27 protein-coding genes are annotated in these 21,452 nt (G+C 28.6%); 18 read left to right on the forward strand and 9 right to left on the reverse strand.

Features of this window, described 5'->3' with window-relative positions; all coding sequences use genetic code 11:
• Positions 1–3: 3 nt before the first annotated feature.
• Together H9W90_RS07425 and H9W90_RS07430 are read right to left on the reverse strand one after the other, a co-directional pair.
• Positions 4–513: a TlpA disulfide reductase family protein gene (locus H9W90_RS07425; RefSeq protein WP_187483803.1), complete on the reverse strand. Its 510-nt coding sequence runs from the start codon at positions 511–513 to the stop codon at positions 4–6.
• A 109-nt stretch (positions 514–622) separates the two neighbouring features.
• On the reverse strand, positions 623–1,405 hold the full coding sequence (locus H9W90_RS07430; protein WP_187483804.1) for a S1/P1 nuclease: 783 nt from the start codon (positions 1,403–1,405) through the stop codon (positions 623–625).
• A 122-nt stretch (positions 1,406–1,527) separates the two neighbouring features.
• On the opposite strand from H9W90_RS07430, the gene H9W90_RS07435 reads away from it, so the two are divergent.
• The 9 genes from H9W90_RS07435 (at position 1,528) to H9W90_RS07475 (ending at position 10,714) form a co-directional block, all read left to right on the forward strand.
• Positions 1,528–2,388, forward strand: coding sequence for an SPFH domain-containing protein (locus tag H9W90_RS07435; protein ID WP_187483805.1), 861 nt, complete (start codon positions 1,528–1,530; stop codon positions 2,386–2,388).
• Between the two features lie 35 nt (positions 2,389–2,423).
• A complete protein-coding gene (locus H9W90_RS07440; protein ID WP_187483806.1) occupies positions 2,424–2,582 on the forward strand; it encodes a DUF4177 domain-containing protein in 159 nt (52 codons plus the stop codon).
• A 1-nt stretch (position 2,583) separates the two neighbouring features.
• Positions 2,584–3,087, forward strand: a complete 504-nt coding sequence (locus tag H9W90_RS07445) for a hypothetical protein (RefSeq protein WP_187483807.1) — start codon at positions 2,584–2,586, stop codon at positions 3,085–3,087.
• Positions 3,088–3,182: 95 nt separating this feature from the next.
• Positions 3,183–3,353 (forward strand): type II toxin-antitoxin system antitoxin, encoded by a 171-nt coding sequence (locus tag H9W90_RS07450; protein WP_187483808.1) that lies wholly within the window; start codon positions 3,183–3,185, stop codon positions 3,351–3,353.
• Positions 3,354–3,463: 110 nt separating this feature from the next.
• On the forward strand, positions 3,464–6,661 hold the full coding sequence (locus H9W90_RS07455; RefSeq protein ID WP_187483809.1) for a WD40/YVTN/BNR-like repeat-containing protein: 3,198 nt from the start codon (positions 3,464–3,466) through the stop codon (positions 6,659–6,661).
• A gap of 107 nt (positions 6,662–6,768) precedes the next feature.
• Complete coding sequence (locus tag H9W90_RS07460; protein ID WP_187483810.1) at positions 6,769–7,449, forward strand: DUF2490 domain-containing protein; 681 nt, start codon at positions 6,769–6,771, stop codon at positions 7,447–7,449.
• A 2-nt stretch (positions 7,450–7,451) separates the two neighbouring features.
• Positions 7,452–8,756 carry a DUF819 family protein gene (locus H9W90_RS07465; RefSeq protein ID WP_187483811.1) on the forward strand — a complete coding sequence of 435 codons (1,305 nt, stop codon included), beginning with the start codon at positions 7,452–7,454 and terminating at the stop codon, positions 8,754–8,756.
• A 38-nt stretch (positions 8,757–8,794) separates the two neighbouring features.
• On the forward strand, positions 8,795–9,499 hold the full coding sequence (locus tag H9W90_RS07470) for a DUF4369 domain-containing protein (protein WP_187483812.1): 705 nt from the start codon (positions 8,795–8,797) through the stop codon (positions 9,497–9,499).
• A gap of 219 nt (positions 9,500–9,718) precedes the next feature.
• Positions 9,719–10,714, forward strand: a complete 996-nt coding sequence (locus H9W90_RS07475; RefSeq protein WP_187483813.1) for a glycosyltransferase — start codon at positions 9,719–9,721, stop codon at positions 10,712–10,714.
• Positions 10,715–10,725: 11 nt separating this feature from the next.
• Here H9W90_RS07475 and H9W90_RS07480 read toward each other — a convergent pair whose 3' ends face one another.
• The 6 genes from H9W90_RS07480 to H9W90_RS07505 form a co-directional block, all read right to left on the reverse strand.
• Positions 10,726–11,148, reverse strand: a complete 423-nt coding sequence (locus H9W90_RS07480) for a thioesterase family protein (protein ID WP_187483814.1) — start codon at positions 11,146–11,148, stop codon at positions 10,726–10,728.
• 141 nt (positions 11,149–11,289) lie between these two features.
• The gene (locus tag H9W90_RS07485; protein ID WP_187483815.1) at positions 11,290–12,150 is read right to left on the reverse strand and encodes a DUF5777 family beta-barrel protein; all 861 of its coding nucleotides are present in this window, start codon (positions 12,148–12,150) and stop codon (positions 11,290–11,292) included.
• 6 nt (positions 12,151–12,156) lie between these two features.
• Positions 12,157–12,702: a YceI family protein gene (locus tag H9W90_RS07490; protein WP_187483816.1), complete on the reverse strand. Its 546-nt coding sequence runs from the start codon at positions 12,700–12,702 to the stop codon at positions 12,157–12,159.
• A 10-nt stretch (positions 12,703–12,712) separates the two neighbouring features.
• Positions 12,713–13,129, reverse strand: coding sequence for an OB-fold protein (locus tag H9W90_RS07495; RefSeq protein ID WP_187483817.1), 417 nt, complete (start codon positions 13,127–13,129; stop codon positions 12,713–12,715).
• A 12-nt stretch (positions 13,130–13,141) separates the two neighbouring features.
• The gene (locus H9W90_RS07500) at positions 13,142–13,489 is read right to left on the reverse strand and encodes a c-type cytochrome (protein WP_187483818.1); all 348 of its coding nucleotides are present in this window, start codon (positions 13,487–13,489) and stop codon (positions 13,142–13,144) included.
• A gap of 139 nt (positions 13,490–13,628) precedes the next feature.
• Positions 13,629–14,726, reverse strand: coding sequence for a LytR/AlgR family response regulator transcription factor (locus tag H9W90_RS07505; RefSeq protein ID WP_187483819.1), 1,098 nt, complete (start codon positions 14,724–14,726; stop codon positions 13,629–13,631).
• A gap of 154 nt (positions 14,727–14,880) precedes the next feature.
• On the opposite strand from H9W90_RS07505, the gene H9W90_RS07510 reads away from it, so the two are divergent.
• Genes H9W90_RS07510 through H9W90_RS07520 form a run of 3 tightly spaced genes read left to right on the forward strand, consistent with a single transcriptional unit; the run spans position 14,881 to position 16,742 of the window.
• The gene (locus tag H9W90_RS07510; RefSeq protein WP_187483820.1) at positions 14,881–15,312 is read left to right on the forward strand and encodes an OB-fold protein; all 432 of its coding nucleotides are present in this window, start codon (positions 14,881–14,883) and stop codon (positions 15,310–15,312) included.
• On the forward strand, positions 15,305–15,850 hold the full coding sequence (locus tag H9W90_RS07515) for a YceI family protein (RefSeq protein ID WP_187483821.1): 546 nt from the start codon (positions 15,305–15,307) through the stop codon (positions 15,848–15,850). The genes H9W90_RS07510 and H9W90_RS07515 overlap by 8 nt, the downstream gene beginning before the upstream one ends.
• Positions 15,840–16,742 carry a DUF5777 family beta-barrel protein gene (locus H9W90_RS07520; RefSeq protein ID WP_187483822.1) on the forward strand — a complete coding sequence of 301 codons (903 nt, stop codon included), beginning with the start codon at positions 15,840–15,842 and terminating at the stop codon, positions 16,740–16,742. The genes H9W90_RS07515 and H9W90_RS07520 overlap by 11 nt, the downstream gene beginning before the upstream one ends.
• A 16-nt stretch (positions 16,743–16,758) precedes the next feature.
• On the opposite strand, the gene H9W90_RS07525 is transcribed toward H9W90_RS07520, so the two are convergent.
• Positions 16,759–17,214 (reverse strand): DUF4442 domain-containing protein, encoded by a 456-nt coding sequence (locus H9W90_RS07525; protein WP_187483823.1) that lies wholly within the window; start codon positions 17,212–17,214, stop codon positions 16,759–16,761.
• A gap of 235 nt (positions 17,215–17,449) precedes the next feature.
• Here H9W90_RS07525 and H9W90_RS07530 point away from each other — a divergent pair, with 235 nt between their 5' ends.
• From H9W90_RS07530 to H9W90_RS07550, 6 genes are all read left to right on the forward strand, one after another.
• A complete protein-coding gene (locus tag H9W90_RS07530; RefSeq protein ID WP_187483824.1) occupies positions 17,450–17,884 on the forward strand; it encodes a DUF4870 domain-containing protein in 435 nt (144 codons plus the stop codon).
• Positions 17,885–17,889: 5 nt separating this feature from the next.
• Positions 17,890–18,234, forward strand: coding sequence for a PadR family transcriptional regulator (locus H9W90_RS07535; RefSeq protein WP_187483825.1), 345 nt, complete (start codon positions 17,890–17,892; stop codon positions 18,232–18,234).
• Complete coding sequence (locus tag H9W90_RS15400) at positions 18,227–18,943, forward strand: PspC domain-containing protein (protein WP_254712542.1); 717 nt, start codon at positions 18,227–18,229, stop codon at positions 18,941–18,943. The genes H9W90_RS07535 and H9W90_RS15400 overlap by 8 nt, the downstream gene beginning before the upstream one ends.
• 5 nt (positions 18,944–18,948) lie before the next feature.
• A complete protein-coding gene (locus H9W90_RS15405) occupies positions 18,949–19,899 on the forward strand; it encodes a hypothetical protein (RefSeq protein ID WP_437440071.1) in 951 nt (316 codons plus the stop codon).
• A 105-nt stretch (positions 19,900–20,004) separates the two neighbouring features.
• Complete coding sequence (locus tag H9W90_RS07545) at positions 20,005–20,730, forward strand: head GIN domain-containing protein (protein ID WP_187483826.1); 726 nt, start codon at positions 20,005–20,007, stop codon at positions 20,728–20,730.
• An 86-nt stretch (positions 20,731–20,816) separates the two neighbouring features.
• Entirely contained in the window at positions 20,817–21,341 is a 525-nt protein-coding gene (locus tag H9W90_RS07550) for a nuclear transport factor 2 family protein (protein ID WP_187483827.1), read from the forward strand.
• Positions 21,342–21,452 lie beyond the last annotated feature (111 nt).

Here is a 21,452-nt window from a genome sequence, read left to right on the forward strand (position 1 = left end):
TTATTATTTTAAATAGGTTTGTAATTCATTTTCTAAAGTTTCAAAATCGAAAGATTTTTTATAAAACTTACGTTTGTTTTTATTATAAATAATAGTGGCAGGTATTGCACCAGACCAAGTAGAATCTATATCTTTTATCCAAAAATCTTCATTAGCATCATCTAACAACACTACTTTAGATTGTAACTTTTTGGTATTTATGTAAGGAATTAATTTCTTTTCTACATGTTTTGGAAAATCTAAACTCACTAGAATAACTTCAACATTTTTATTTTTATACTCCTCGTTTATTTTTTCGAAATATGGTAATTCTTTTACGCAAGGCCCACACCAAGTTGCCCAAAAATTTATAACATAAGTTTTAGAATCTTTCTTTTCTAACAACGGTTTTAATTCGTTGTAGGTATAAGATTCTACTGAAGTTACTTTTTTGAAATCAGCAACTTTCTCTTCTTTTTTACATGAAAAAAGTCCTAAAAAAAGAATTGCAATAAATATTGATTTTTTAATCATTATATAAAATTACATTTTTTTAAAATACAACATCAATAATTAACTCATTATTAACAAAAAAGCCTCATAAAAAATAATTTATGAGGCTTTAAATTTTATTATTAACTAATTAACAGAATATTTCATTTAGCACTTTTGCTAAACGAATTCCTCCTTTTTGCAATTGAGTTCTTACTGTTCCAAAATGATCATACGAATACTGGTAACGTAAATTTTCTCCAACTTTTACAGATTTGTACACCTCTTTAGTAAGATTATGTACCTCATCTACCCATTCTACAATAGTTCCTTTTTGGATAACTTCAATTTGCTTTTTTGATAAATCTTCTGCGTTATCAGCCAATTCTAAATAACTCATATTCCATTCTTCAATCATTTTAGTATCCCAAACAGAATGTAAGTTAGTTCCGTTACCAAACCATTGAACTTGTATGGTGTTTCCTCCTTTATCTTCTCTTTGTCCAATATGCATAGGTTGATGTAAATCTCCAATTAAATGGACTAACATCTTTAGATGAAATACTTTATCTTCTTCCGTGCTATTTTTATCTTTTAAAACTTCTACACATTTATTAATTCCTGTAACCAAATCTCCTTTAGGGTTTTTTTCAGCTTTTGCATAGCTTTCATCTAAACCCATATTTACATAATGCCAAGAATAATATTTATTATATTTTTTATCAGATTTAATTTCGTCTCCATAAGTAGATACAAAAGCTAAACTTTGCCCTTTTAACAATTTATCTATCTTCTTTTTTGCTCTTTTTGTTAAATGGTTTTCGGCAATTTTACCAGTTGCTCTGTGCCCATTTTGTCCCCAAACTACAGCTTCATCAATAGGTGTAGAAGCTAAAAATATAAAGCTTATCATTAAAAGTAATGTAATTCTCATCAGTTAATTTTAAAATTAATTTTCAGCTAAAATATAAAAATAATCATCAAAATATTTGGAAATATCAAAAAATAATACATATCTTTATGATATCATTTTAATATCACTTTAAATCAACTACAATGAAAGCAGAAAAAATTATCAAACTCGCAAACGGTTATCTAATGTTATTTATAATAGCTCTCTTATTTTTTGGAGGTATTATTATGGTTATAAAAACTGAAAACCCAACTTTCTTACTAGCTACTTTAATTGGTTTTATTGGTTTCTTTGGTTTTATTCTTGTAAACCCAAATACATCTAAAGTTATTCTACTTTTCGGAAAATATGTTGGTACAATTAAAGAAAACGGACTGTATTGGGCGAATCCTTTATACAGAAAGAAAACAATTTCTTTAAGAGCAAGTAATTTTGATAGCGAACGTTTAAAAGTAAACGACAAATTAGGAAACCCTATAATGATTTCTACTATTTTAGTTTGGCGTGTTACAAACACATACAAAGCTGCTTTTGATGTAGATAATTATGAAAACTTTGTACGTGTACAAACAGATGCTGCTGTTAGAAAATTGGCTAGTATGTACCCTTATGATAATTTTGCGGATGAAGGTCATGATGAAGATATTACATTACGTTCTAGTGTAAATGAAGTTTCTGAAGCTTTAGAAAAAGAAATAGACGAGCGTTTAACAATTGCAGGAATCGAAGTTTTAGAAGCTAGAATTGGTTATTTAGCGTATGCAAATGAAATTGCTTCTGCCATGTTAAAAAGACAACAAGCAACAGCTATTGTAGCTGCAAGGCATAAAATTGTACAAGGAGCTGTAGAAATGGTAGAAATGGCTTTAGAAGAATTAGATAAAAAACAAATTGTAGAACTAGATGATGAAAGAAAAGCTGCAATGGTTAGTAATTTATTAGTTATTTTATGCGGAGATAAAGAGGCTTCACCTATTGTAAATGCAGGAACTTTAAGTCATTAATTATTATCAATAGACCATAATAGAAATTAAAAAAGATGAAAGAATATAAAGTAGTATCTCCTAAATTAGGTTGGAAAAATAGAAGTCAGAAATATGAAGACTTGTTAAACCAATATGCTAGAGAAGGTTGGGTTGTAAATTCAATTTTTCAAAATACTGGAGGTATTTTACTCGAAAGAGAAAAAAATAGATAAAATGAAAATTTTTAAAGAAGAACAACGTTTTACACAAGTATGGCTATACATTGTTTTAGGTTTCAGTTTAATAGTACCCATTTATATTATTTTTAATGAATATTTAGATGAAAACACCAAAATGACAACCAATGAATTTGTTCTTACAATTTCTGCAATAGTATTATCTATTTCTTTTATTTTCTTCTTAAAATTAAAAACAAGAATAGATGAATTAGGAGTTCATTATCAGTTCTTCCCTTTTCACTTTTCTATGAAAACTATTAGCTGGAATGAGATAAGTTCAGCAAAAGTAAGAACTTACGACCCTATTGGCGAATATGGTGGCTGGGGTTTAAAAGGCGGGTTTCTTTGGAACAAATCTAAAGGAAAATGCATAAATGTTTCTGGTGATGTTGGTATTCAATTAGAACTAAAAAACAATACAAAACTTTTAATTGGAACTCAAAAAAAAGAAGATGCTAAAAGAGTTTTAAAAACATACAATAACAAAATATCAAAATGATAAAAATTATAACATACATAGTTTTTAGTATTATTTATTTAATACTATCATTTTTGTAAACTCAAGTAAACGTTTACAACTAGTAAATAAACAAAATGGCAAAGAAAAAAGCTTTCGCGTTGCGAGTTAATGAAGATATGATAAAGGCAATTGAAAAATGGGCTGCAGACGAATTTCGTTCTACTAACGGACAAATAGAATGGATGTTAATGCAGGCTTTAAAAGATGCTAAAAGAGAACCCAAAAAGAAAGATAACCAATCTTAATAGTACTATAAAATTAAAACAAAACTGTTAAAATAAACGCTCAATATATATTGAGCGTTTTCTATTTTGTATCTTGTTCATTATTATTTAAAACCAACAAACTTACACCAATGAAAAAATTAATTACACTACTTTTTTTATGCACCACTTCTCTACTCTTTTCTCAAGAATTTTCTATGGATTTGGTAAAAAACATGAAACCTAGAAATATTGGTCCTGGAGGAATGTCTGGGCGTGTAACTTCTATAGATGTTGTAGAAGATAATCCTGAAATAATGTATGTTGGAACTGCTTCTGGCGGAATATGGAAATCTACTTCTGGTGGAATTAAATGGGAACCTATTTTCGAAAATGAACTAACGGCTTCTATTGGTGCAGTAGCAATTCAGCAATCGAACCCAAGTGTAATTTGGGCAGGAACTGGAGAAGGAAACCCAAGAAATAGTTTAAATGGTGGTTTCGGAATCTACAAATCTTTAGATGCTGGAAAAACCTGGAAAGCAATGGGTTTAGAAAAAACAAGACACATTCATAGAGTTATTATAGACCCTGCCAACCCAGAAGTGGTTTATGTTGGCGCAATTGGTTCTCCTTGGGGAGAACATAAAGAGCGTGGAGTTTACAAAACTATTGACGGTGGAAAAACTTGGAAACAAATCCTATTTACAAATATTAGATCTGGCGCTGCAGATTTAATTATGGATCCCAAAAACCCCAATAAAATTATAGCTGCAATGTGGGAACACAAAAGAGATCCTTGGTTTTTTAAATCTGGTGGCGAAGGAAGTGGCCTTTATATAACACATGATGGTGGAAATAATTGGAAAAAAATTACTGAAAAAGAAGGTTTTCCAGAAGGAGATTTAGGTAGAATTGGTGTGGCAATTGCACCAAGTGAGCCAGATGTAATCTATGCATTAGTAGAGGCAAAGAAAAATGCATTATATAAAAGTGAAGATGGAGGTTTTACCTGGAAGAAAATTAACGATAAGCCAGGTATTGGAAATCGACCTTTTTATTATTCAGAAATTTATGTAGACCCGCAAAATGAAAACAGATTGTATACGGTTTTTACTTATGTAAACGTTTCTCAAGATGGTGGAAAAAACTTTAAAGAATTAATGCCTGCTTATCGCGCAAATAATGGAGTTCATCCAGATCATCATGCTTGGTGGATTCACCCAAATAACGGTAAATTTATGATTGATGGAAATGATGGCGGATTAAACATTACTAAAGATGGTGGAAAATCTTGGCGTTTTATTGGCAATATTCCTGTGGCGCAATTTTATCATATAAATGTTGATAATGAATTTCCTTATAATGTTTATGGTGGTATGCAAGATAATGGTTCTTGGAGAGGACCTGCTTATGTTTGGAGAGATCAAGGAATTAGAAATTCTTATTGGCAAGAAATTAGTTTTGGTGATGGTTTTGATGTAGTTCCAGATAAAGACAATTCTAGATATGGTTGGTCCATGAGTCAACAAGGATCTGTTTTAAGATACGATTATATTACTGGTAATAATTACTCAATAAAACCAACACATAAGGATCCTAATGTAAAATTGCGTTTCAACTGGAATGCCGCTATAAATATAGATCCTTTTGATAATAACACATTGTATTTCGGAAGTCAGTTTGTACATAAATCAACTGATAAAGGATTAACTTGGACAGTTATTTCTCCAGATTTATCAACAAATAACCCAGAAAAATTAAAGCAAGCAGAAAGTGGCGGTTTAACAATGGATGCAACTGGTGCAGAAAATCATTGTACAGTTTTAGTTGTAGAACCTACCGTTTTAGAAAAAGACGTTTTATGGGTTGCAACAGATGATGGCCAGGTACATATTACTAAAAATGGTGGCGCAATTTGGACAAACGTTTCAAAAAACATAAAAGGGTTACCAGAATTCTCTTGGATCACTCAAATAAAAGCATCCAATAAAAATAAAGGTGAAGCACTTTTAGTTGCAAATGATTACAGAAGATTTAACTATACACCTTACGCATATAGAACAAAAAACTACGGAAAAACTTGGGAAAGAATTGTAGATGAAAACGATGTGCAAAGTTATACCTTGTGTATTATTGAAGATCCTATCAATAAAAACTTACTGTTTTTAGGAACTGATGATGGTCTGTACGTTTCAGTAAATGCAGGAGAAGAATGGACAAAATGGACAGAAGGTTTTCCTACTGTTCCTGTAAAAGATTTAGTAATTCAAGAAAGAGAACACGACTTGGTTATAGGAACTTTTGGACGTGCAGCTTGGGTTTTAGATGATATTCGCCCTTTAAGAGCATTGGCAAGTAACAATGTTTCTTCAAAAAAAATACACTTATTCGAACCTCCAACAGCTTATCAATCTGCAACACAACAGCCAACAGGAAGTAGGTTTGGTGCAGACGCAATGTATCAAGGAGAAAACAGAAAAAAAGGTGCACTAATTTCTTATTATATCGATAAACCAATTGATAAAAAGACAGAAAAAAATGTTAAGAAACAAGAATTAGAGAATGATAAAAAGGATGAAAGTAAAATAAAATACGATTCTATTAAATTAGAAATTTTTGATGGAACTCGTCTAATTAGAACGCTTAAATTTAAGACACCTAAAGAAAGTGGAATTCATAAAACCACTTGGTATTTAAGAGAAAAAGGAGTTGCAAGAGCTTCTAGAAGTATTCGTAAATCTAGAAACGAACCTTCTGGAGTTACAGTAAAACCAGGAATTTATCGTTTAAAAATGAGTTTTGGTAATGAAGTTTCTGAACAAAACATAAAAGTTGAATTCGACCCAAGACTACAAATTTCTCAAACTGCAATTAATCAAAAATACAATGCAAGTAAAGAGTTAGAAAGCTATCAAGAAAAGATTGCAAATATTGTAAAACAATTGGTAGAAAGTAAAAACACTGCAACTTCTATTAAATCTCAATTATCTAAAGAAGATAAAAATAAATATAAACTAGAAATTAAATCATCTGAAGAAGTTATTAAAAAAATTGATGATTTGATGGCTCTTTATTTAGGTAAAGTAGATAAAAGGCAAGGAATAACTAGAAATCCAGAAGTTACAGTTAATCAACGCTTTGGACAAGCCAGTAGATATATTCGTTCTCGTTTTGGCGAACAAACTTCTACTGAAACCGTATTAATGAATCAGTTTAAAGAAGGGTTTAATAAAGCTTTAGCACAAACCAATAAATTTATAAATACAGATTGGAAAACATATAGAAAAAGTACTGAAAATATTAAAATTTCGCCTTTTAAAGAACTAATAATTTATGAAATTAAGTAAAGAATATATTTTTAATTAATTATTTTAAACTGATAAATAATAAAACTGTCACAAGAAATAACATTTATTAAAAAGAATTACTTTCGCCTTAAATAAAATTTTATTGAATGAAAAAATTAGGATTTCTTTTATGTTTTGCAATTTGCAGCTATAGCATTCAAGCTCAAAAATCTGCTGAATACCAATTAGGTACTTGGTATATGTATAATGGTTCTCATAAACTATCAGAAAAATATTCACTTAAAACCATGGCACATTTCAGGTATTTTGAATTGGCTAGTGAGTTTCAACAAGAAATCTATAGACTTGGTATTAATTATGCATTTAACCCTAAAACAAATTTAACACTAGGTGTTAGTTATTCAACTGGAGATCTAGCTTATGACACTTCTTCTATTGATTTATATGAATCTCGTTTTTATGAAGATTTAAATTTAAAATCTATTTGGGGGAAATTTAATGCAAGACACAGATTTAGATTAGAGCAACGTTTTATACATAAAAATATAACAGTAGACCAGTTTCAAAACTGGTTACGTTATGATTTGAATGTAAGTTATCCTCTTTCTAACAATTGGAGCGTTTATGCTTTTAATGAAATATTTTTAAATCTAAACAGATCTAAAACATTTGCACAAAATTGGACAGGTGCAGGATTTATTTATAAGTTAAATAAAAACATCAAATTAAAAACAGGATACTTTCAAATAAAACTACCTAACACTGTTCTAAAAAGACTACAGTTAGGAGTTATTTTAAATACAGACTTTACAAAAAAAACCAAATAATTATGGAACCAATTTTTACAAACGATGCCATTGTTTTTGGTATTTTAATGATCTCTTTAGGATTTGTTTTTTATACAGAAAGTATAACTACAGGTTTTTGGCCAAAATTCTACAAAATTGTTCCAGGTTTATTTATGGCCTATTTTATTCCTGCAATTTTTACAACAGTTGGTGTTATTTCTCCTGAATGGGAAAGCGCAAATACTGCTGGTGAAATTGTAAAAGGAAAATCTCAACTATACTTTATTGCAAGTCGTTTTCTTTTACCTGCATCGTTGGTTTTAATGACGTTAAGTATAGATTTAAAAGCAATTTTTAATTTAGGCTCTAAAGCATTAATTATGTTTTTTACAGGAACTGTTGGTATTATAATTGGCGGACCAATAGCCATTTTATTAATCTCTATCTTTTCTCCAGAAACAGTTGGTGGCGCAGATTTTGATGCTGTTTGGAGAGGACTTTCTACATTAGCAGGAAGTTGGATTGGTGGTGGAGCCAACCAAACTGCAATGCTAGAAATTTATCAATACAATCCTGCAAAATATGGAGGAATGGTAATTGTGGATATTGTTGTTGCCAATATTTGGATGGCAATTTTATTAATAGGAATTGGCAAAAAAGATAAAATAAACAAATGGTTAAAAGCAGATACTTCTGCCATAGAAGAACTAAAAGAAAAGGTCATTAACTTTACACAAAAAGTTAAAAGAAATCCATCTTTAACAGATTTAATGATTATGCTAGCAATTGCTTTTGGAACTGTTGGTTTTGGGCACTTTGCTTCAAAGTATTTAAGTCAGTTTTTTGCAGATGTTGTAGCTTCCATGTCATCGCAAACATGGCGAAATATCTTTTCTTTTTTAGGTTCTAGTTTCTTTTGGCTAATTAGCATATCTACAATTGTAGCAATTATTTTATCATTTACAAAAGCAAAGAATTACGAAGGTGCTGGGGCAAGTAAATTAGGTAGTGTTTTTATTTACATTTTGGTTGCCACAATTGGTATGAAAATGGATTTAAACCAAGCTTTCGAAAACCCAGGATTAATTGTTATTGGTTTAGTTTGGATGAGTATTCATGCAGGTTTACTAATTTTAATAGCAAAATTAATTAGAGCTCCTTATTTCTTTTTAGCAGTTGGGAGTCAAGCAAATGTTGGTGGCGCTGCTTCTGCCCCAATTGTTGCGCAAGCATTTCATCCATCATTAGCAACTGTTGGAGTTCTATTGGCTGTTTTTGGGTATGCAATTGGTACAGTTGGTGCAATATTATGTACAATTTTAATGGAATTAGCTTCTAAGGTTTAAATAAAATGAGCATATTTGCACTCCAAAATTTAATTTACATGAAGAAAATTATCGCTGTAATAGCATTTTCGATATTAGTAATTGCTTGTTCTTCTAAAAAAGAAGGAAACATGGTTGTAAATGGTACAATCAAAGGATTAAAAAAAGGAACATTATACCTTCAGAAAATGCAAGATACTGTTTTAGTTTCTGTAGATTCTATTGCTTTATTAGGTAGTGATAAATTCACTTTAACTGATAATGTAGATTCACCAATTTTGTATTTTTTAACTTTTGATGGAAATACTACTAATAAAAGAATTCTCTTTTTTGGTGAAAAAGGAACCATAACAATTAATGATAAAGTAGATCAATTTGGGTTTGCTCCAGAAATTTCTGGTTCTAAAAATCAAGAAGTTTTAGATAATTATAATATAGTAAGAAGCAAATTTCAAAACGAACGTTTGGAGTTTATTAAAAAGGATTTTGAAGCAAAAAAAGCGAATGATGCAGCTTTAATTGCACAATTAGAAAAAGATTACAAAAACTTAACAAAGCGTAGAATTCTTTATACTACCAACTTTGCTATTAATAATTCAGATTTTGAAGCTGCTCCTTATATAGGTTTAACAGACATGTATGATGCAAGTCTTAAAATGTTAGATACCGTAAACAATTCGTTGTCTGAAAGGGTTAAAAACTCTGTATACGGAAAACGCTTTCAAGAGTATGTTTCTAATATTAAAAAAAGCGAGAAAAAATAGATATTTTCTTACACAAAAGACACAAAAAAAACCGAGCAAATTGCTCGGTTTTTTTTTATGATTTAAACAATGCATTTTTTTTATACTTCTACTCAAAAAACTAATGAAAGATAAAATTGATAAAATGAATTAGATTTGTTTTTTTAACATAAAACCAACTATTAAGCCAAGCTTTAATATAAGTTATTATATTCGTCTTAATTTTTAGAATTTTTACTTATGAAAATTTACATTGATGCTTCTTGCGATATTTTATATTCCTCATTTTATATAAAAGGAATTGAAGATGTTTGGGGTAAAAGCAAAGTGTTTTTCAAAAACAAGCCATTTTCTAAATTTTCATTTAACAATCATTATTTTGCATTTATTATAAAAGACAAAGGAAATGAAAGCAGAATAATAATTGATTTTGCAGACAGTTCTAAAATTGATGAAAAAGCTTTGAAATGGGCGGACTTTTATTGTAAAATAAATATTGATTATGAAATTGATTATAATTCTGATAAAATTATTTCTATTGGACCTAGTTTTGGAATTAAAATTTACTCATTACAAAAAACTATATTCCTTGCAATAAGCAACTTTATAAAATCAAAAAAGAGAATACATAATAAAAGATCCTTTTTCTCAAATTACAAAGCACAATTAAAAAGACCAAAAATTACAGATTATTTTCCATATTTAGAAAAAGAGAATTACATCTATTTTGTTGGTTCATTATGGAAAAAAGAGCTTAAAACAAATAACTTTAGAGCCAATTTTATAAGAGCTTGTTTAGCAAGTAAAGCTTCTTTTGAAGGTGGTTTTGCTCCAAGAACAAGAAACGATATTCCAGGTTATGAAGATATAACTATGGAAGCTAGAGATGATATGAAAAATTTTGTTCTTAAAACAAAAAAATCTATTTCAGTTTTTAATACACCAGCCGTTCAAGATTGTCATGGATGGAAATTGGGTGAATTTTTATGTTTTGGAAAAGCAATAATTTCTACACCTTTATCTAGAAAACTGCCTGCAGCATTAATAGACAAAAAGCATCTTTTATTTACTGATGGTTCTCAAAAAGATATGGAAACTAAATTAGAATTACTTATAACTGATAAGAAATTAAGAAATTCACTGAAAGAAAACGCTAGAAATTATTTTGAAGAAGAACTATCTCCAGAAAAAATAATAAAAAAAATAAAAGATTTACACCAACATCGTTTTAAATAATTGCCGTTTTCTTATCCTACTTTTCCAAATTCTTTATCTTGTAAAAAATATTTAGCAATTGTTTTTGGTGGAGAAATAGTTTGCCAAGAAGTATAATCGAACCAATAAACTTCTCTAATAACAGTTGCGCATAATTCTTCTTTTTCATTAAAAAAATGAATAGCAATGTTCATTTTATGCTGGCAAAAGCCAAGATTTTTAAATTCTAATTTTACAGAAAAAATTTCTGTAAATAAGAGTTGCTTGTATTGTTTTATCTGATCATTATTTTTCTGCAAACCAACCTTTAAGGCATTCATTTTTAGCTTTGTAAATCCGTTTACAAACAAAAATGTTTCTACTAATTTAGAAGAATAATTTAAATATGCTGCATTTTGCATCACCATAAAATCATTTACATCTTCACCATTTACTTTATAAATTCTTTGAAACATTTTCTTTAAATTAAGATATAGTTATCTACTTCCCAAGAGCGAGAAAATTAGTAATTAAAAGTAGATTGCTATATTATTTTTTTTTATAAAGAGTGTAGTATATAACAATCTACTATTTGCATTTCATTTAACGAAATGTACTTAAAAAGTTCTTGACAAATTAAATCCTAAATGAATATCACCGCCAAAGAAATTACCTGTAGTTTCTGTAATAAAAGCTTTTTCTAACATACGTCTAGAATTTGCTAAAATAATTTGAAAAACATGACCTCCCGTTTCTATGTCTATACCAAATGCCAATGAATTTCTTGCGTCTATAGATTTTAACTTATCGAATTGAGGAAAGTATTCTGCATTTAAAGAAACCCTTTTACTCAATTTTACTCTAGTTCCTATACCTATTGCAAAAATATCATGAGGATCTGCATCTATAGCTGTTAAATTTCTATGAATATACGTTGGTGTTAGTTGAAAAGATACAGATGAGTTTAGTTTTTTAGCAATTAAAACTTGTGCTGTATAAAATAAACTTTCTGCAAAAGACCTTTCAAATCCTGGTATAGCTTTTTGGCTTTTTGCTGCAATACTTCCAAAAAGAGAAATTGCAAAAGGAAAAGAATTAGCTCCTGTTTTTTGTTTTACAAGACTGTATTTTAAAAAACCTTCATACGTTTTTTCTACACTTGCTCTACTTAAACCTGCTGTTAAATTATCTGTTAAACCATATTCAAAAGAAAAACGAATATTAGAAATATCTAAACCAAATAATTCTTCAAACCCTGTATTTATTGCGCCAAATCTATGTGCAATAATAAATTCTAATTCTTTCTTTTTTCTATTTTCTATAGAATGTCCATTTACTATTCTTGTTCCTTTAAAAGTAGCAGAAACAATATTTTCTGTCTTTGGTGTTTCACTATCTAAAAGGTCTAACAAATCATCTTGCGCGTTAACTTGTAAATTAACAATTATTAAAAAAATGGTCAGGAATATTTTTTTCATAATATTTTATTTCTTGTATGGTTTATGATTAAATTCGAAATTAACTTTTATTTTTTTTGCAATATTATCTGAAACTACTGCAGGAATTTCAATGTTAAAATCGGCTACTGCTAAATAAAACTCACCAATGGCGGTAATTTGTTTATCTGTTCTATTCATAGTTGCATCAATAATAATTTCCTTAGATATTCCATGAATAGTCATTGTTCCTTTAACGGTTACTTTTGTATCTGTGTCTTTTATACTTTCAAAATTTACAATGTCACCTTTAAAAGTGGCTTTTGGAAATTTATCTGACTCTACATAATTCTCATTAAAGTGTTCTTGCATCAAGGCTTTTTCAAACATAAATGATTTCATTAAAATAGAAATCGCCATTTTACCTGAAGAAGCATCTATAATACTTAAAACTTGGTTATTGTCTGCTTTAATATCTTCCATTGCAGCCGCAGAGAAAAAAGTTATGGCTCCGTTTTTAGTTAAAAAGCGTTCTTGAGAATTTGTAATACTTACAAATAAGAAGCAGAATAATAGTGTATAAATAATTTTCATTTTTTTAGTTTTAGTTGATTAACTCGCATTTAACAAGAATAACATCCATTAAATATCCAGTACAAATTCCTTTTAATGTTATGGTTTGTCCTTCTTTTAATGAGCTTATATTTTTAGTTGCATCTGCTGATAAGTGGCAAATTACACTCCCAAAATCATCATTTGTTTTTAAAGTTACAATTCCTTTTCCTTTTTCATTTTTTACTTCAGAAATGGCTCCTTTTACTTCTATTATCTTTTCTAAATATTTTGAGTTTGCAACATTTTCATCCGAAGAAAAATCATTAATAATTGTATCTGCAGTTAACGTTATGTCGGATTTTGCTTTAGAAACATTTACATGTGGTTTGTTATAAATTTTATAAGCTACAAATAGACCAATGATTCCTAAAACTAGAATTGCTATAATTATATTTTTTTTATTCATAATTTAAAAAATTTAATTATCTAAAGCACCTTCATTTACCCAATCTACAATGGTTTTAATTTGAGCATCACTTAAAGTACTTCCTTGAGGCATTTCTCTATTATCTACACGAATTTTAACTCTTTCCGCTTTTGCTTTAACCTCATCATAATTTGTTAGATTCGGAAAAGTACCACCACTTGGCGAATGACAAGAAGTGCACCTAGCATCTATAATTGGTTTTACTGAACTTTTAAAAGATACTTCTACATTTATATCTGGATCCTCTAATTGTTCTTCAACATTAGAAATACAGGAGATAGAAAACATACCCAATATGAGTAAAAATAATGTTGCTTGAAATTTTACTTTGTAATTCATTGTTTATTATTTAAGGTTAACACAGCAAATTAACTATTATTAAATAAAACCACTACTAATATGTTATATGAAAGGGAAATAAAATTGGTTAAAAAGGAAAAAAAAGAGTTAAAATGTGCTTTTTAAAAAACAAAAAACATTAAATATTTAGCCATTGTTTAAATTCAGCTGCTTTATTTTTACTTATAATTATTTCTTCGGAAGTTTTAGATTGCAACAATATTTTAAGTTGACTTTTTCCATATTTTATAATTTTATCTATAGCAGCAATACTAATTATAAATTGTCTGTTGGCTCTAAAAAATAAAGTTGTGTCTAGGTTTGTATACATATCATCTAAACTAGCATTGGTAGTAGATTTTTTTCCATCGAAACAAACAACGTAGGTAATTGTATTTTCGGTATAAACATATGCAATGTCTTTAATTGGTATTGGTACCAACTCATTTCTTATATATGTTAGAATTCTTTTTTTGCTTTTTTCTAAAGTTTCTTCTACAATTGCATCATTAGAAACTTCTACCACCTTTTCTCTGTAAGAAACTAAGTCTGTATTTAATTTAGATAAGTTAACCACTTCAGTTGTTAAAGTTGAATTCTTTAATTCTAATTGTTTTTCATAAGCGCTTCCAATAACTCTTACAGCTAAAAATGATAATAAAATTACTACAACTCCCATAATAGAAAAGATTAAATAGAAGTTTGTTTTTAAAGTATCCATTTGTGCAGTAATACTTTTAATATTTGCATTGGCAGCAACAATTAAGTCTGACTTTTTTATAGGTGATATATGTATAATTTCTGATACCATTTTTGCTCCAGAAATACTTTTTCTATTTACTAATAAATCATATAAATCATCAGAATTATTATTCTCTTTTAATGATGATAATAAAGTTTGATTAGAGTTTACAGGTTGACCAACTTTGGTAATATCTGGGTGACAAACCTCTTTCCCGCTCCAGTTAAAAACACTAATAAACCAACTATCTGTATTAGAATTTTTTATTATTTTTTGAATATTAACAACAACTTCTTCTTTAGAAACACCAGAAAATAATTGAAAATCAATTAAGCTAGCAATCTCGTTTGCTTCTCTTTTACTAGATTCTACTTGAACTTCTATTAACTGATTGGCACTTACTTTTATAAAATATTGTGTAGCAATTGAAGCAATTAAAAGAAAAATAATTGCAATAGATAAAAATGTTAAAAAATAAAGTTTGTCCTTTTTCATTTGTGTTGTTAGAGAGTTGAAATATAACACTATTCTTTATTTTTTCCCATTTGAAAATTCCTCTTTAAAGTCTATTTTTCCTTTTAACGGATATTTATAGCAAAAAAAATGCTTAAATTCAGTTTCTTTGAGAAGAGAAATTATTTCTTATTTTATGAAGAAAAAAAACACTCCTTTTTACATTCTTATCTTCCTACTACTTATTGTTAATGGATATTATTATGTAATGCCAATTTTTAAAAATTCTAACTCAAATTTAGAAAAGGTGGCATATGATATTGCTATAAATTCTGATGATTTGGTAAATTCTTACCTTTCTAATGAAGAAAAATCTAACCAACTCTATGCAGGTAAAGTTATTGAGGTTTTTGGGTTTGTAAAAGAAGTTACTTTTTTAAACAATAGAAATACCGTAATTTTGTTCTCTAAAAATAATACTTCTGGTGTTATTTGCGATGTAAACATAAGTCAAATAGATAAAGTAAAAAATCTACAGAAGCATCAAAAAATAAAAGTAAAGGGTATTTGTAAGGGATTCTTAAAAGATGTTGTACTTTTAAATTGTTACATAGAAATTTATGAATAAGATTTTGTCTTTATTATTATTAATTACTTTTTTAACTAATTTTAATGTTAAGGAAAATCAGTTTATTGCACGTCAAGGTCAAATTTCTTTTTTCTCTTACACTTCTGTAGAAAATATAGAAGCAAAAAACAATCAAGTTTTAAGTATTTTAGATGTTGATAAACAAGAAATTGCTATTAGCATGTTAATGCGTGCTTTTGTCTTTAAAAAAGATTTAATGTACGAGCATTTTAACGAAAGTTATATTGAATCTGATATTCATCCTAAAGCAAATTTTATAGGTAAAATAATAGATTTTAATGCTTCAGAAAAAACTCAAACTAAAATTGTTAGAGGTAAACTTACAATTCATGGAATTACAAAAGAAATAGATATAAAAACAACCATAGAAAATAGTAATGGAACGTATGCTTTATCTGGAGATTTTAATCTTTTAGTAAAAGATTTCGATATTAAAATTCCACCTATTCTTTCAAGTAATATCGCCAAAAGCATTTCTGTTAATTTTAGTTTTCAATACCAGTCTTATGAAGAATAAAAGAACATATCCATTTCTCATTTTGGTCTTTACATTATTTATTTCTTCTATAAATGCACAAGATTTATTAGACAAATTAGATAACGAATTTCCAGATAAACCAGTATATGAAATCGCTACTTTTAAAACTACCAGAATTGCATTAGGTCATTCTATAGAAACTCGAAAAAAAGGAGCTTTAGAAATTTCTATGTATAATAGATTTTGGGATACACCAACTCCAACTTCACAAAGTTTTTTAGCAGATGAAGTAAGTATTCGTTATGGATTAAGCTACTCTATTTCAAATAACTTAACATTAGGATTGGGTTACACTGATTTCGATAAAATTTCTGATGGTTATTTAAAATACAAACTATTTAAACAACAAAAGAATGTTAAAAAAAGACCTGTAAGTGTCACCTTAATTCAAGGTATTTCACATAGAAAGATTACTGATGATAATTCAACTATGTACTCAACTTCTTCGAGTAAATATGCCTTTACTAGTCAAGTTTTAATTGCTAGAAAGTTCAATTCGAATTTATCTTTTCAAATTTCTCCTACTTTTATTCATAGAGCATCAAATTCTATTGATAAGGATATTAACAATCATTTTGCAATTGGTTTTAGCGGAAGACATAAAATCGGTGGTCATACTTCTATAGTTTCTGAATATTATTATGTGGCTAATCCAACAAAATCAACAGATACCTATAATGCATTTACAGTTGGTATAAATTGGGAGGTTAGTGATTTAATGTTACAGTTTCACGTTACAAATGCTCGTAATTTTGCCGAAGACACTTTTATAACTCAAACCAGAAATAATTTTAACTTTAAAGATCCAAATTTTCATTTTGGTTTTAACGCAACTTTTATTTTACATACAAGTAAGAATAAATTGAAGTAATTTTTTAATTTCTAAATTAATTCTTCACTCTTAAACTCCAATGAAACTGGAATTTAGAAACCACTACTCCATCTTTATTTTTTCCTTCGGAAGTTAACACTATAACTTGTCCTTCTCCTGTTTTAATAGATTCTTGTATTGCTTCTCTTATTTCATTACCACTTTTACAAGTAAATAAAATTCTACCTGTAGCTTTTTTAAAAAATTGTGCTTCTTGATGCGTAACCAACATAGACACATTTCGTTTAGATTGTGCAATTGCTTGCATTACCAAAACTCCTGTTGGCATTTCTGCTGCCATTCCTTGTGCAGCCCAAAACATACTATTAAACGGATTTTGATTCATCCATCTGTGTTTTATAGAAACAACAACTTCTGTATCTGTAATTGTTCTTACTCTTACACCTCCTAAATATGCTAATGGTAGTTTTAAAAAGTTAAAAAGGTTCACTTTTCTTGGAGTCATTTTCATTTTACAGCTACTTTATAAGGTTGTTGATTTTTATAAATCAAAATTAATTTGCCGACAAGATAGTTAAAATAAACGAAACAAAACTCAATAAAAACAACAGACACAAGCCTTTTTGATGTCATATTTACTGAATTTTAAAATGTTAAAAAAATGTTAATTACAGTACTATGTATTGCATAATACTATCTTTAAGATATATATTTGCATAAGAAAGTATTATATAGTTTATAAAAAGATGAAAAATAACAAAGAAAACACCAACGCATTTTTAATTCATATTTCAGCATTTGCTGGTTTTATATTTCCTTTTGGTAATATAATTACACCATTAATAGCTTGGCAAACATTAAAGGACAGAAGTGCTTTTTTAGATGAACAAGGTAAAGAAGCAGTAAACTTTAATATTAGTTATTCACTATATGTGTTTATACTAACCATTTTTGTAGGTTCTTTCTTTATCGGAAACTTCTTTAGAGGTTTTAATAATTTCAACGACTTTAACCATTTTAATATAGACTTTAATACAGACAACTTTTTTGGTTTTCTAGGTTTAGGCTCACTTGCAGGTTTGGTCTATTTAATAGGAATGGCTTTAGTAATAATTGCCGCTTTAAAAGCAAAAGAAGGAGAAAATTATAAATATCCTTTTACAATAAAATTTATAAAATAACATACATGAAAATAGAAAACACAAAAGCACAAATGCGAAAAGGTGTTTTAGAATACTGTATTTTATCCATCTTAAAACATGGAGACGCATACACTTCTGAAATTCTTTCCACGCTAAAAAGTGCAGAAATGATTGTGGTTGAGGGAACCATATATCCGTTATTAACTCGCCTAAAAAACGCAGGTTTATTAACGTACAGATGGGAAGAATCTACCTCTGGACCACCAAGAAAATATTACGTTTTAACAGAAAACGGCGGCATGTTTTTAAAAGAATTAGATAAAACATGGGGTAATTTAATAAAATCAGTAAACCAAGTAATTAGCAAAAAACCAACTACAGATGAATAAGACAATAAATATAAATTTAGGCGGATTTTTCTTCCACATAGACGAAGTCGCCTACCAGAAACTGAATAGATATTTAGCTTCGATTTCTAAATCGTTAAGCGATGATCCTCAAGGAAAAAATGAAATTATTGCAGATATAGAAGCTAGAATTAGCGAACTTTTATCAGAAAAAATTACAGATGCAAGACAAGTTGTAAATGAAGGTGATATCGATGATATTATTGTAATTATGGGACAACCAGAAGATTATGCAGAAGCTGAAGAATCTTACAACGATGCAAGTTATTCTTATAAAAGAAACAGCGCTTCAGGAAAAAAATTATTTAGAGATGGTGATGATAAATTTTTAGGTGGGGTTGCCTCTGGAATTGCACATTATTTCGATGTTGATGCCATTTGGATTCGTCTTGGATTATTAGCCTTATTCTTTGGAGCAGGTTTTGGGTTCTTAATCTACATAATTCTTTGGATTTTGTTACCAGAAGCAAAAACTACTGCAGAAAAATTGCAGATGGAAGGAGAACCTGTAAATATTGATAATATTGAGAAAAAAATTCGTGAAGAGTTTGGTAATGTTTCTGATAGCGTTAGAAATGTTGCAAACCAAGCATCAGAAAAAATAAAAGATGGTGCCAACGAATTTTCAGAAAAAATGAGCAAACTTTTTCAGCAAAGACAAAGAAAAATAATGGCTTACAAGATTTTCTAAATACGTTGGGTAAAATTATTCTTGTCTTTTTTAAAGTGATAGGAAAGTTTATCGGAGCAATTTTAGTTTTTGTTGCAGCAGCTGTTATTTTATCTCTAATTATTGGAGGGTTTTCTGTGGGAAGTTTAGAATGGTTAAATGTAGATGGAGAGTTTTTACAATATCCACCATTTTTCTATGATGCTATTTTACCAAAATGGCTATTAACACTTTGTCTATTTTTATTAGTTGGTATTCCGTTTTTAATCTTATTTATTTTAGGCTTAAGAATACTTTCTAGCAGTGTAAAAAAATTAAGCAAAGCTTCATCTTTAACTTTATTAGGAATTTGGATTGTTGCACTTTTAGCCATCATTTTTACAGGATTAGATTTTGGAACATCTCATGCTAATTACGGGCAAACTGTAGATAAAAGCATCATTAACATAGCTCAAAAAGATACTATTTCTTTAAAAATGATAAATGATGATGACATTTATTATCAACATAATTTAAGAAGAAGTTCTCGTAAATATGAAGTTGAAATAGATGGTAAATCTATGGTCTACACTGCCAATGTTAAAGTAGATGTAAAAAAGAGCAAGTCTAATGAAACCTATTTAATTCTTCAAAAAGAATCTAAAGGAAAAACTAGAAGTAGTGCAAATAGAAATGCTAAAAAAATTAAATACGGTTACGAAATTGAAAATAATACAATTGTTTTAGATGCCTATTTTTTATCAGACTTTAAAAATCTTTGGAAAGATGAAGAGATAAACATCACTTTATACGTTCCAGAAAGTACTACTGTTTATTTTGATAGTTCTGTAAAACATTTTTTAGATGATGTTAAAAATGAAGAAAGTATCCATGATACAGAAATGGTGAATCATCATTTTATAATGACAGACAAAACATTAAAATGTACAGATTGTAATAATGAAGATGATGACATTTTTGAAGAAGAAACTATTTAAGAACAATTCAACCATAAAAAACAACAATTGAGTAACCAACCTTTGATTTTTTGCGTCTATTAAGAGAAATTTGTAACGTAATTAATCTAAACCAAACTTAAACTCATGAAAAATTCAATCACAAAAATTATAGCAATTCTATTTGTAGCAAGCGTTTTCTCTTCTTGTGGAGTAGATATGTTTAACCGCGTAAACGGAAACAGAAATGTAGTTACAGAAGAACGAAAAGCATCAGATAATTTTACTGGAATTAAAGTAAGTACAGGAATAGATTTGTACATAACACAAGGTTCTAAAAATAAAATTACCATAGAAGCAGATGAAAATTTGCACGATATTATAAGAACGGATATCGAAGATGGCGTTTTAAAAATATATTCTGAAAAGAATATTTGGAAAGCAAAAGCCAGGAAAGTATATGTTACAATTACAAATTTAGACCTATTAAAAGCAACAAGTGGTAGCGATGTTTATAGTGAAAATGTAATAAAAACAGACGAAATTTCAATTTCCGCAACAAGTGGTGCAGACATTAGAATTGCAGTTGATGCTGTAAGTGTAGAAACGAGTTCAACAAGTGGTGCTGATATTAAAATTTCTGGTACAACAACAAATCATGCTTCTAGTGCAACAAGTGGTGCTTCAATTGAAGCCTATGATTTAGAAAGTAAAAACACTATTGCGAAAGCAACAAGTGGTGCAGATATAAATATTTATGCATCAGTAAACTTGGAAGCAAAAGCAACAAGTGGTGGAGATATCGATTTTAGAGGAAATCCGAAAAAAATAAACAAAAAATCTACTTCTGGCGGAAGCGTATCTGCAAGATAGAACTCCAAAACATCAATCAACCCAAGTAATTTATCTTGAGGCTAGAAATGGTCTCAAGATAAATTCAACAACCAAACCAACCAACTATGAATTCTTTTTTTGACGCTTTTAAAGGTTCTCTGATTATAAAAATTCTAATCGCAATTATTATGTTTTTATTTTCTCTTATCACAAATGCACAAGTTGACAAAAACACAGAGTTATACAAAACTTTAAAATCTAAAGACAGCATTATTTTTGAAAGAGCATTTAACAAATGTGAAACCGAAAAACTAGAACCAATTATTGCAGAAAATTTTGAATTTTATCATGATGTTGCAGGAGTTCAGAATAAGAATGAATTTGTAGAGGCTGTAAAAGTTAATCTTTGTACAAACCCTGGTATATTTTCAAGAGAATTAGATGAATCTACTTTAGAAGTTTTTGAATTAAAAAATAATGGTAAACGTTATGGAGCAATTCAAAGAGGAAAGCATATTTTTTTTATCACAGAAAACAATAAAATACATAAAACAGGAACAGCTCTTTTTACTCATATCTGGATTCTTGAAAAAAATATCTGGAAATTAAAAAGAGTATTAAGTTTTAATCATAAAGATGCCACAGAATAAAAATTTATTAGAAAGCTAACTTCTAATAATGTTACTAATACTTGGTTTTATTAGTTTACTTGGTAAGACGTCGTTTTGTAAAAAACGGCGCTTACTTTTTTATAGAGTTTA

This window comes from Polaribacter pectinis (assembly GCF_014352875.1).
GTDB lineage: Bacteria > Bacteroidota > Bacteroidia > Flavobacteriales > Flavobacteriaceae > Polaribacter > Polaribacter pectinis.

Coding starts and splice junctions, on each gene's coding strand:
- H9W90_RS07425 (WP_187483803.1), bottom strand. CDS start 513: ATGATTAAAAAATCAATATTTATTGCAATTCTTTTTTTAGGACTTTTT.
- H9W90_RS07430 (WP_187483804.1), bottom strand. CDS start 1,405: ATGAGAATTACATTACTTTTAATGATAAGCTTTATATTTTTAGCTTCT.
- H9W90_RS07435 (WP_187483805.1), top strand. CDS start 1,528: ATGAAAGCAGAAAAAATTATCAAACTCGCAAACGGTTATCTAATGTTA.
- H9W90_RS07440 (WP_187483806.1), top strand. CDS start 2,424: ATGAAAGAATATAAAGTAGTATCTCCTAAATTAGGTTGGAAAAATAGA.
- H9W90_RS07445 (WP_187483807.1), top strand. CDS start 2,584: ATGAAAATTTTTAAAGAAGAACAACGTTTTACACAAGTATGGCTATAC.
- H9W90_RS07450 (WP_187483808.1), top strand. CDS start 3,183: ATGGCAAAGAAAAAAGCTTTCGCGTTGCGAGTTAATGAAGATATGATA.
- H9W90_RS07455 (WP_187483809.1), top strand. CDS start 3,464: ATGAAAAAATTAATTACACTACTTTTTTTATGCACCACTTCTCTACTC.
- H9W90_RS07460 (WP_187483810.1), top strand. CDS start 6,769: ATGAAAAAATTAGGATTTCTTTTATGTTTTGCAATTTGCAGCTATAGC.
- H9W90_RS07465 (WP_187483811.1), top strand. CDS start 7,452: ATGGAACCAATTTTTACAAACGATGCCATTGTTTTTGGTATTTTAATG.
- H9W90_RS07470 (WP_187483812.1), top strand. CDS start 8,795: ATGAAGAAAATTATCGCTGTAATAGCATTTTCGATATTAGTAATTGCT.
- H9W90_RS07475 (WP_187483813.1), top strand. CDS start 9,719: ATGAAAATTTACATTGATGCTTCTTGCGATATTTTATATTCCTCATTT.
- H9W90_RS07480 (WP_187483814.1), bottom strand. CDS start 11,148: ATGTTTCAAAGAATTTATAAAGTAAATGGTGAAGATGTAAATGATTTT.
- H9W90_RS07485 (WP_187483815.1), bottom strand. CDS start 12,150: ATGAAAAAAATATTCCTGACCATTTTTTTAATAATTGTTAATTTACAA.
- H9W90_RS07490 (WP_187483816.1), bottom strand. CDS start 12,702: ATGAAAATTATTTATACACTATTATTCTGCTTCTTATTTGTAAGTATT.
- H9W90_RS07495 (WP_187483817.1), bottom strand. CDS start 13,129: ATGAATAAAAAAAATATAATTATAGCAATTCTAGTTTTAGGAATCATT.
- H9W90_RS07500 (WP_187483818.1), bottom strand. CDS start 13,489: ATGAATTACAAAGTAAAATTTCAAGCAACATTATTTTTACTCATATTG.
- H9W90_RS07505 (WP_187483819.1), bottom strand. CDS start 14,726: ATGAAAAAGGACAAACTTTATTTTTTAACATTTTTATCTATTGCAATT.
- H9W90_RS07510 (WP_187483820.1), top strand. CDS start 14,881: ATGAAGAAAAAAAACACTCCTTTTTACATTCTTATCTTCCTACTACTT.
- H9W90_RS07515 (WP_187483821.1), top strand. CDS start 15,305: ATGAATAAGATTTTGTCTTTATTATTATTAATTACTTTTTTAACTAAT.
- H9W90_RS07520 (WP_187483822.1), top strand. CDS start 15,840: ATGAAGAATAAAAGAACATATCCATTTCTCATTTTGGTCTTTACATTA.
- H9W90_RS07525 (WP_187483823.1), bottom strand. CDS start 17,214: ATGAAAATGACTCCAAGAAAAGTGAACCTTTTTAACTTTTTAAAACTA.
- H9W90_RS07530 (WP_187483824.1), top strand. CDS start 17,450: ATGAAAAATAACAAAGAAAACACCAACGCATTTTTAATTCATATTTCA.
- H9W90_RS07535 (WP_187483825.1), top strand. CDS start 17,890: ATGAAAATAGAAAACACAAAAGCACAAATGCGAAAAGGTGTTTTAGAA.
- H9W90_RS15400 (WP_254712542.1), top strand. CDS start 18,227: ATGAATAAGACAATAAATATAAATTTAGGCGGATTTTTCTTCCACATA.
- H9W90_RS07545 (WP_187483826.1), top strand. CDS start 20,005: ATGAAAAATTCAATCACAAAAATTATAGCAATTCTATTTGTAGCAAGC.
- H9W90_RS07550 (WP_187483827.1), top strand. CDS start 20,817: ATGAATTCTTTTTTTGACGCTTTTAAAGGTTCTCTGATTATAAAAATT.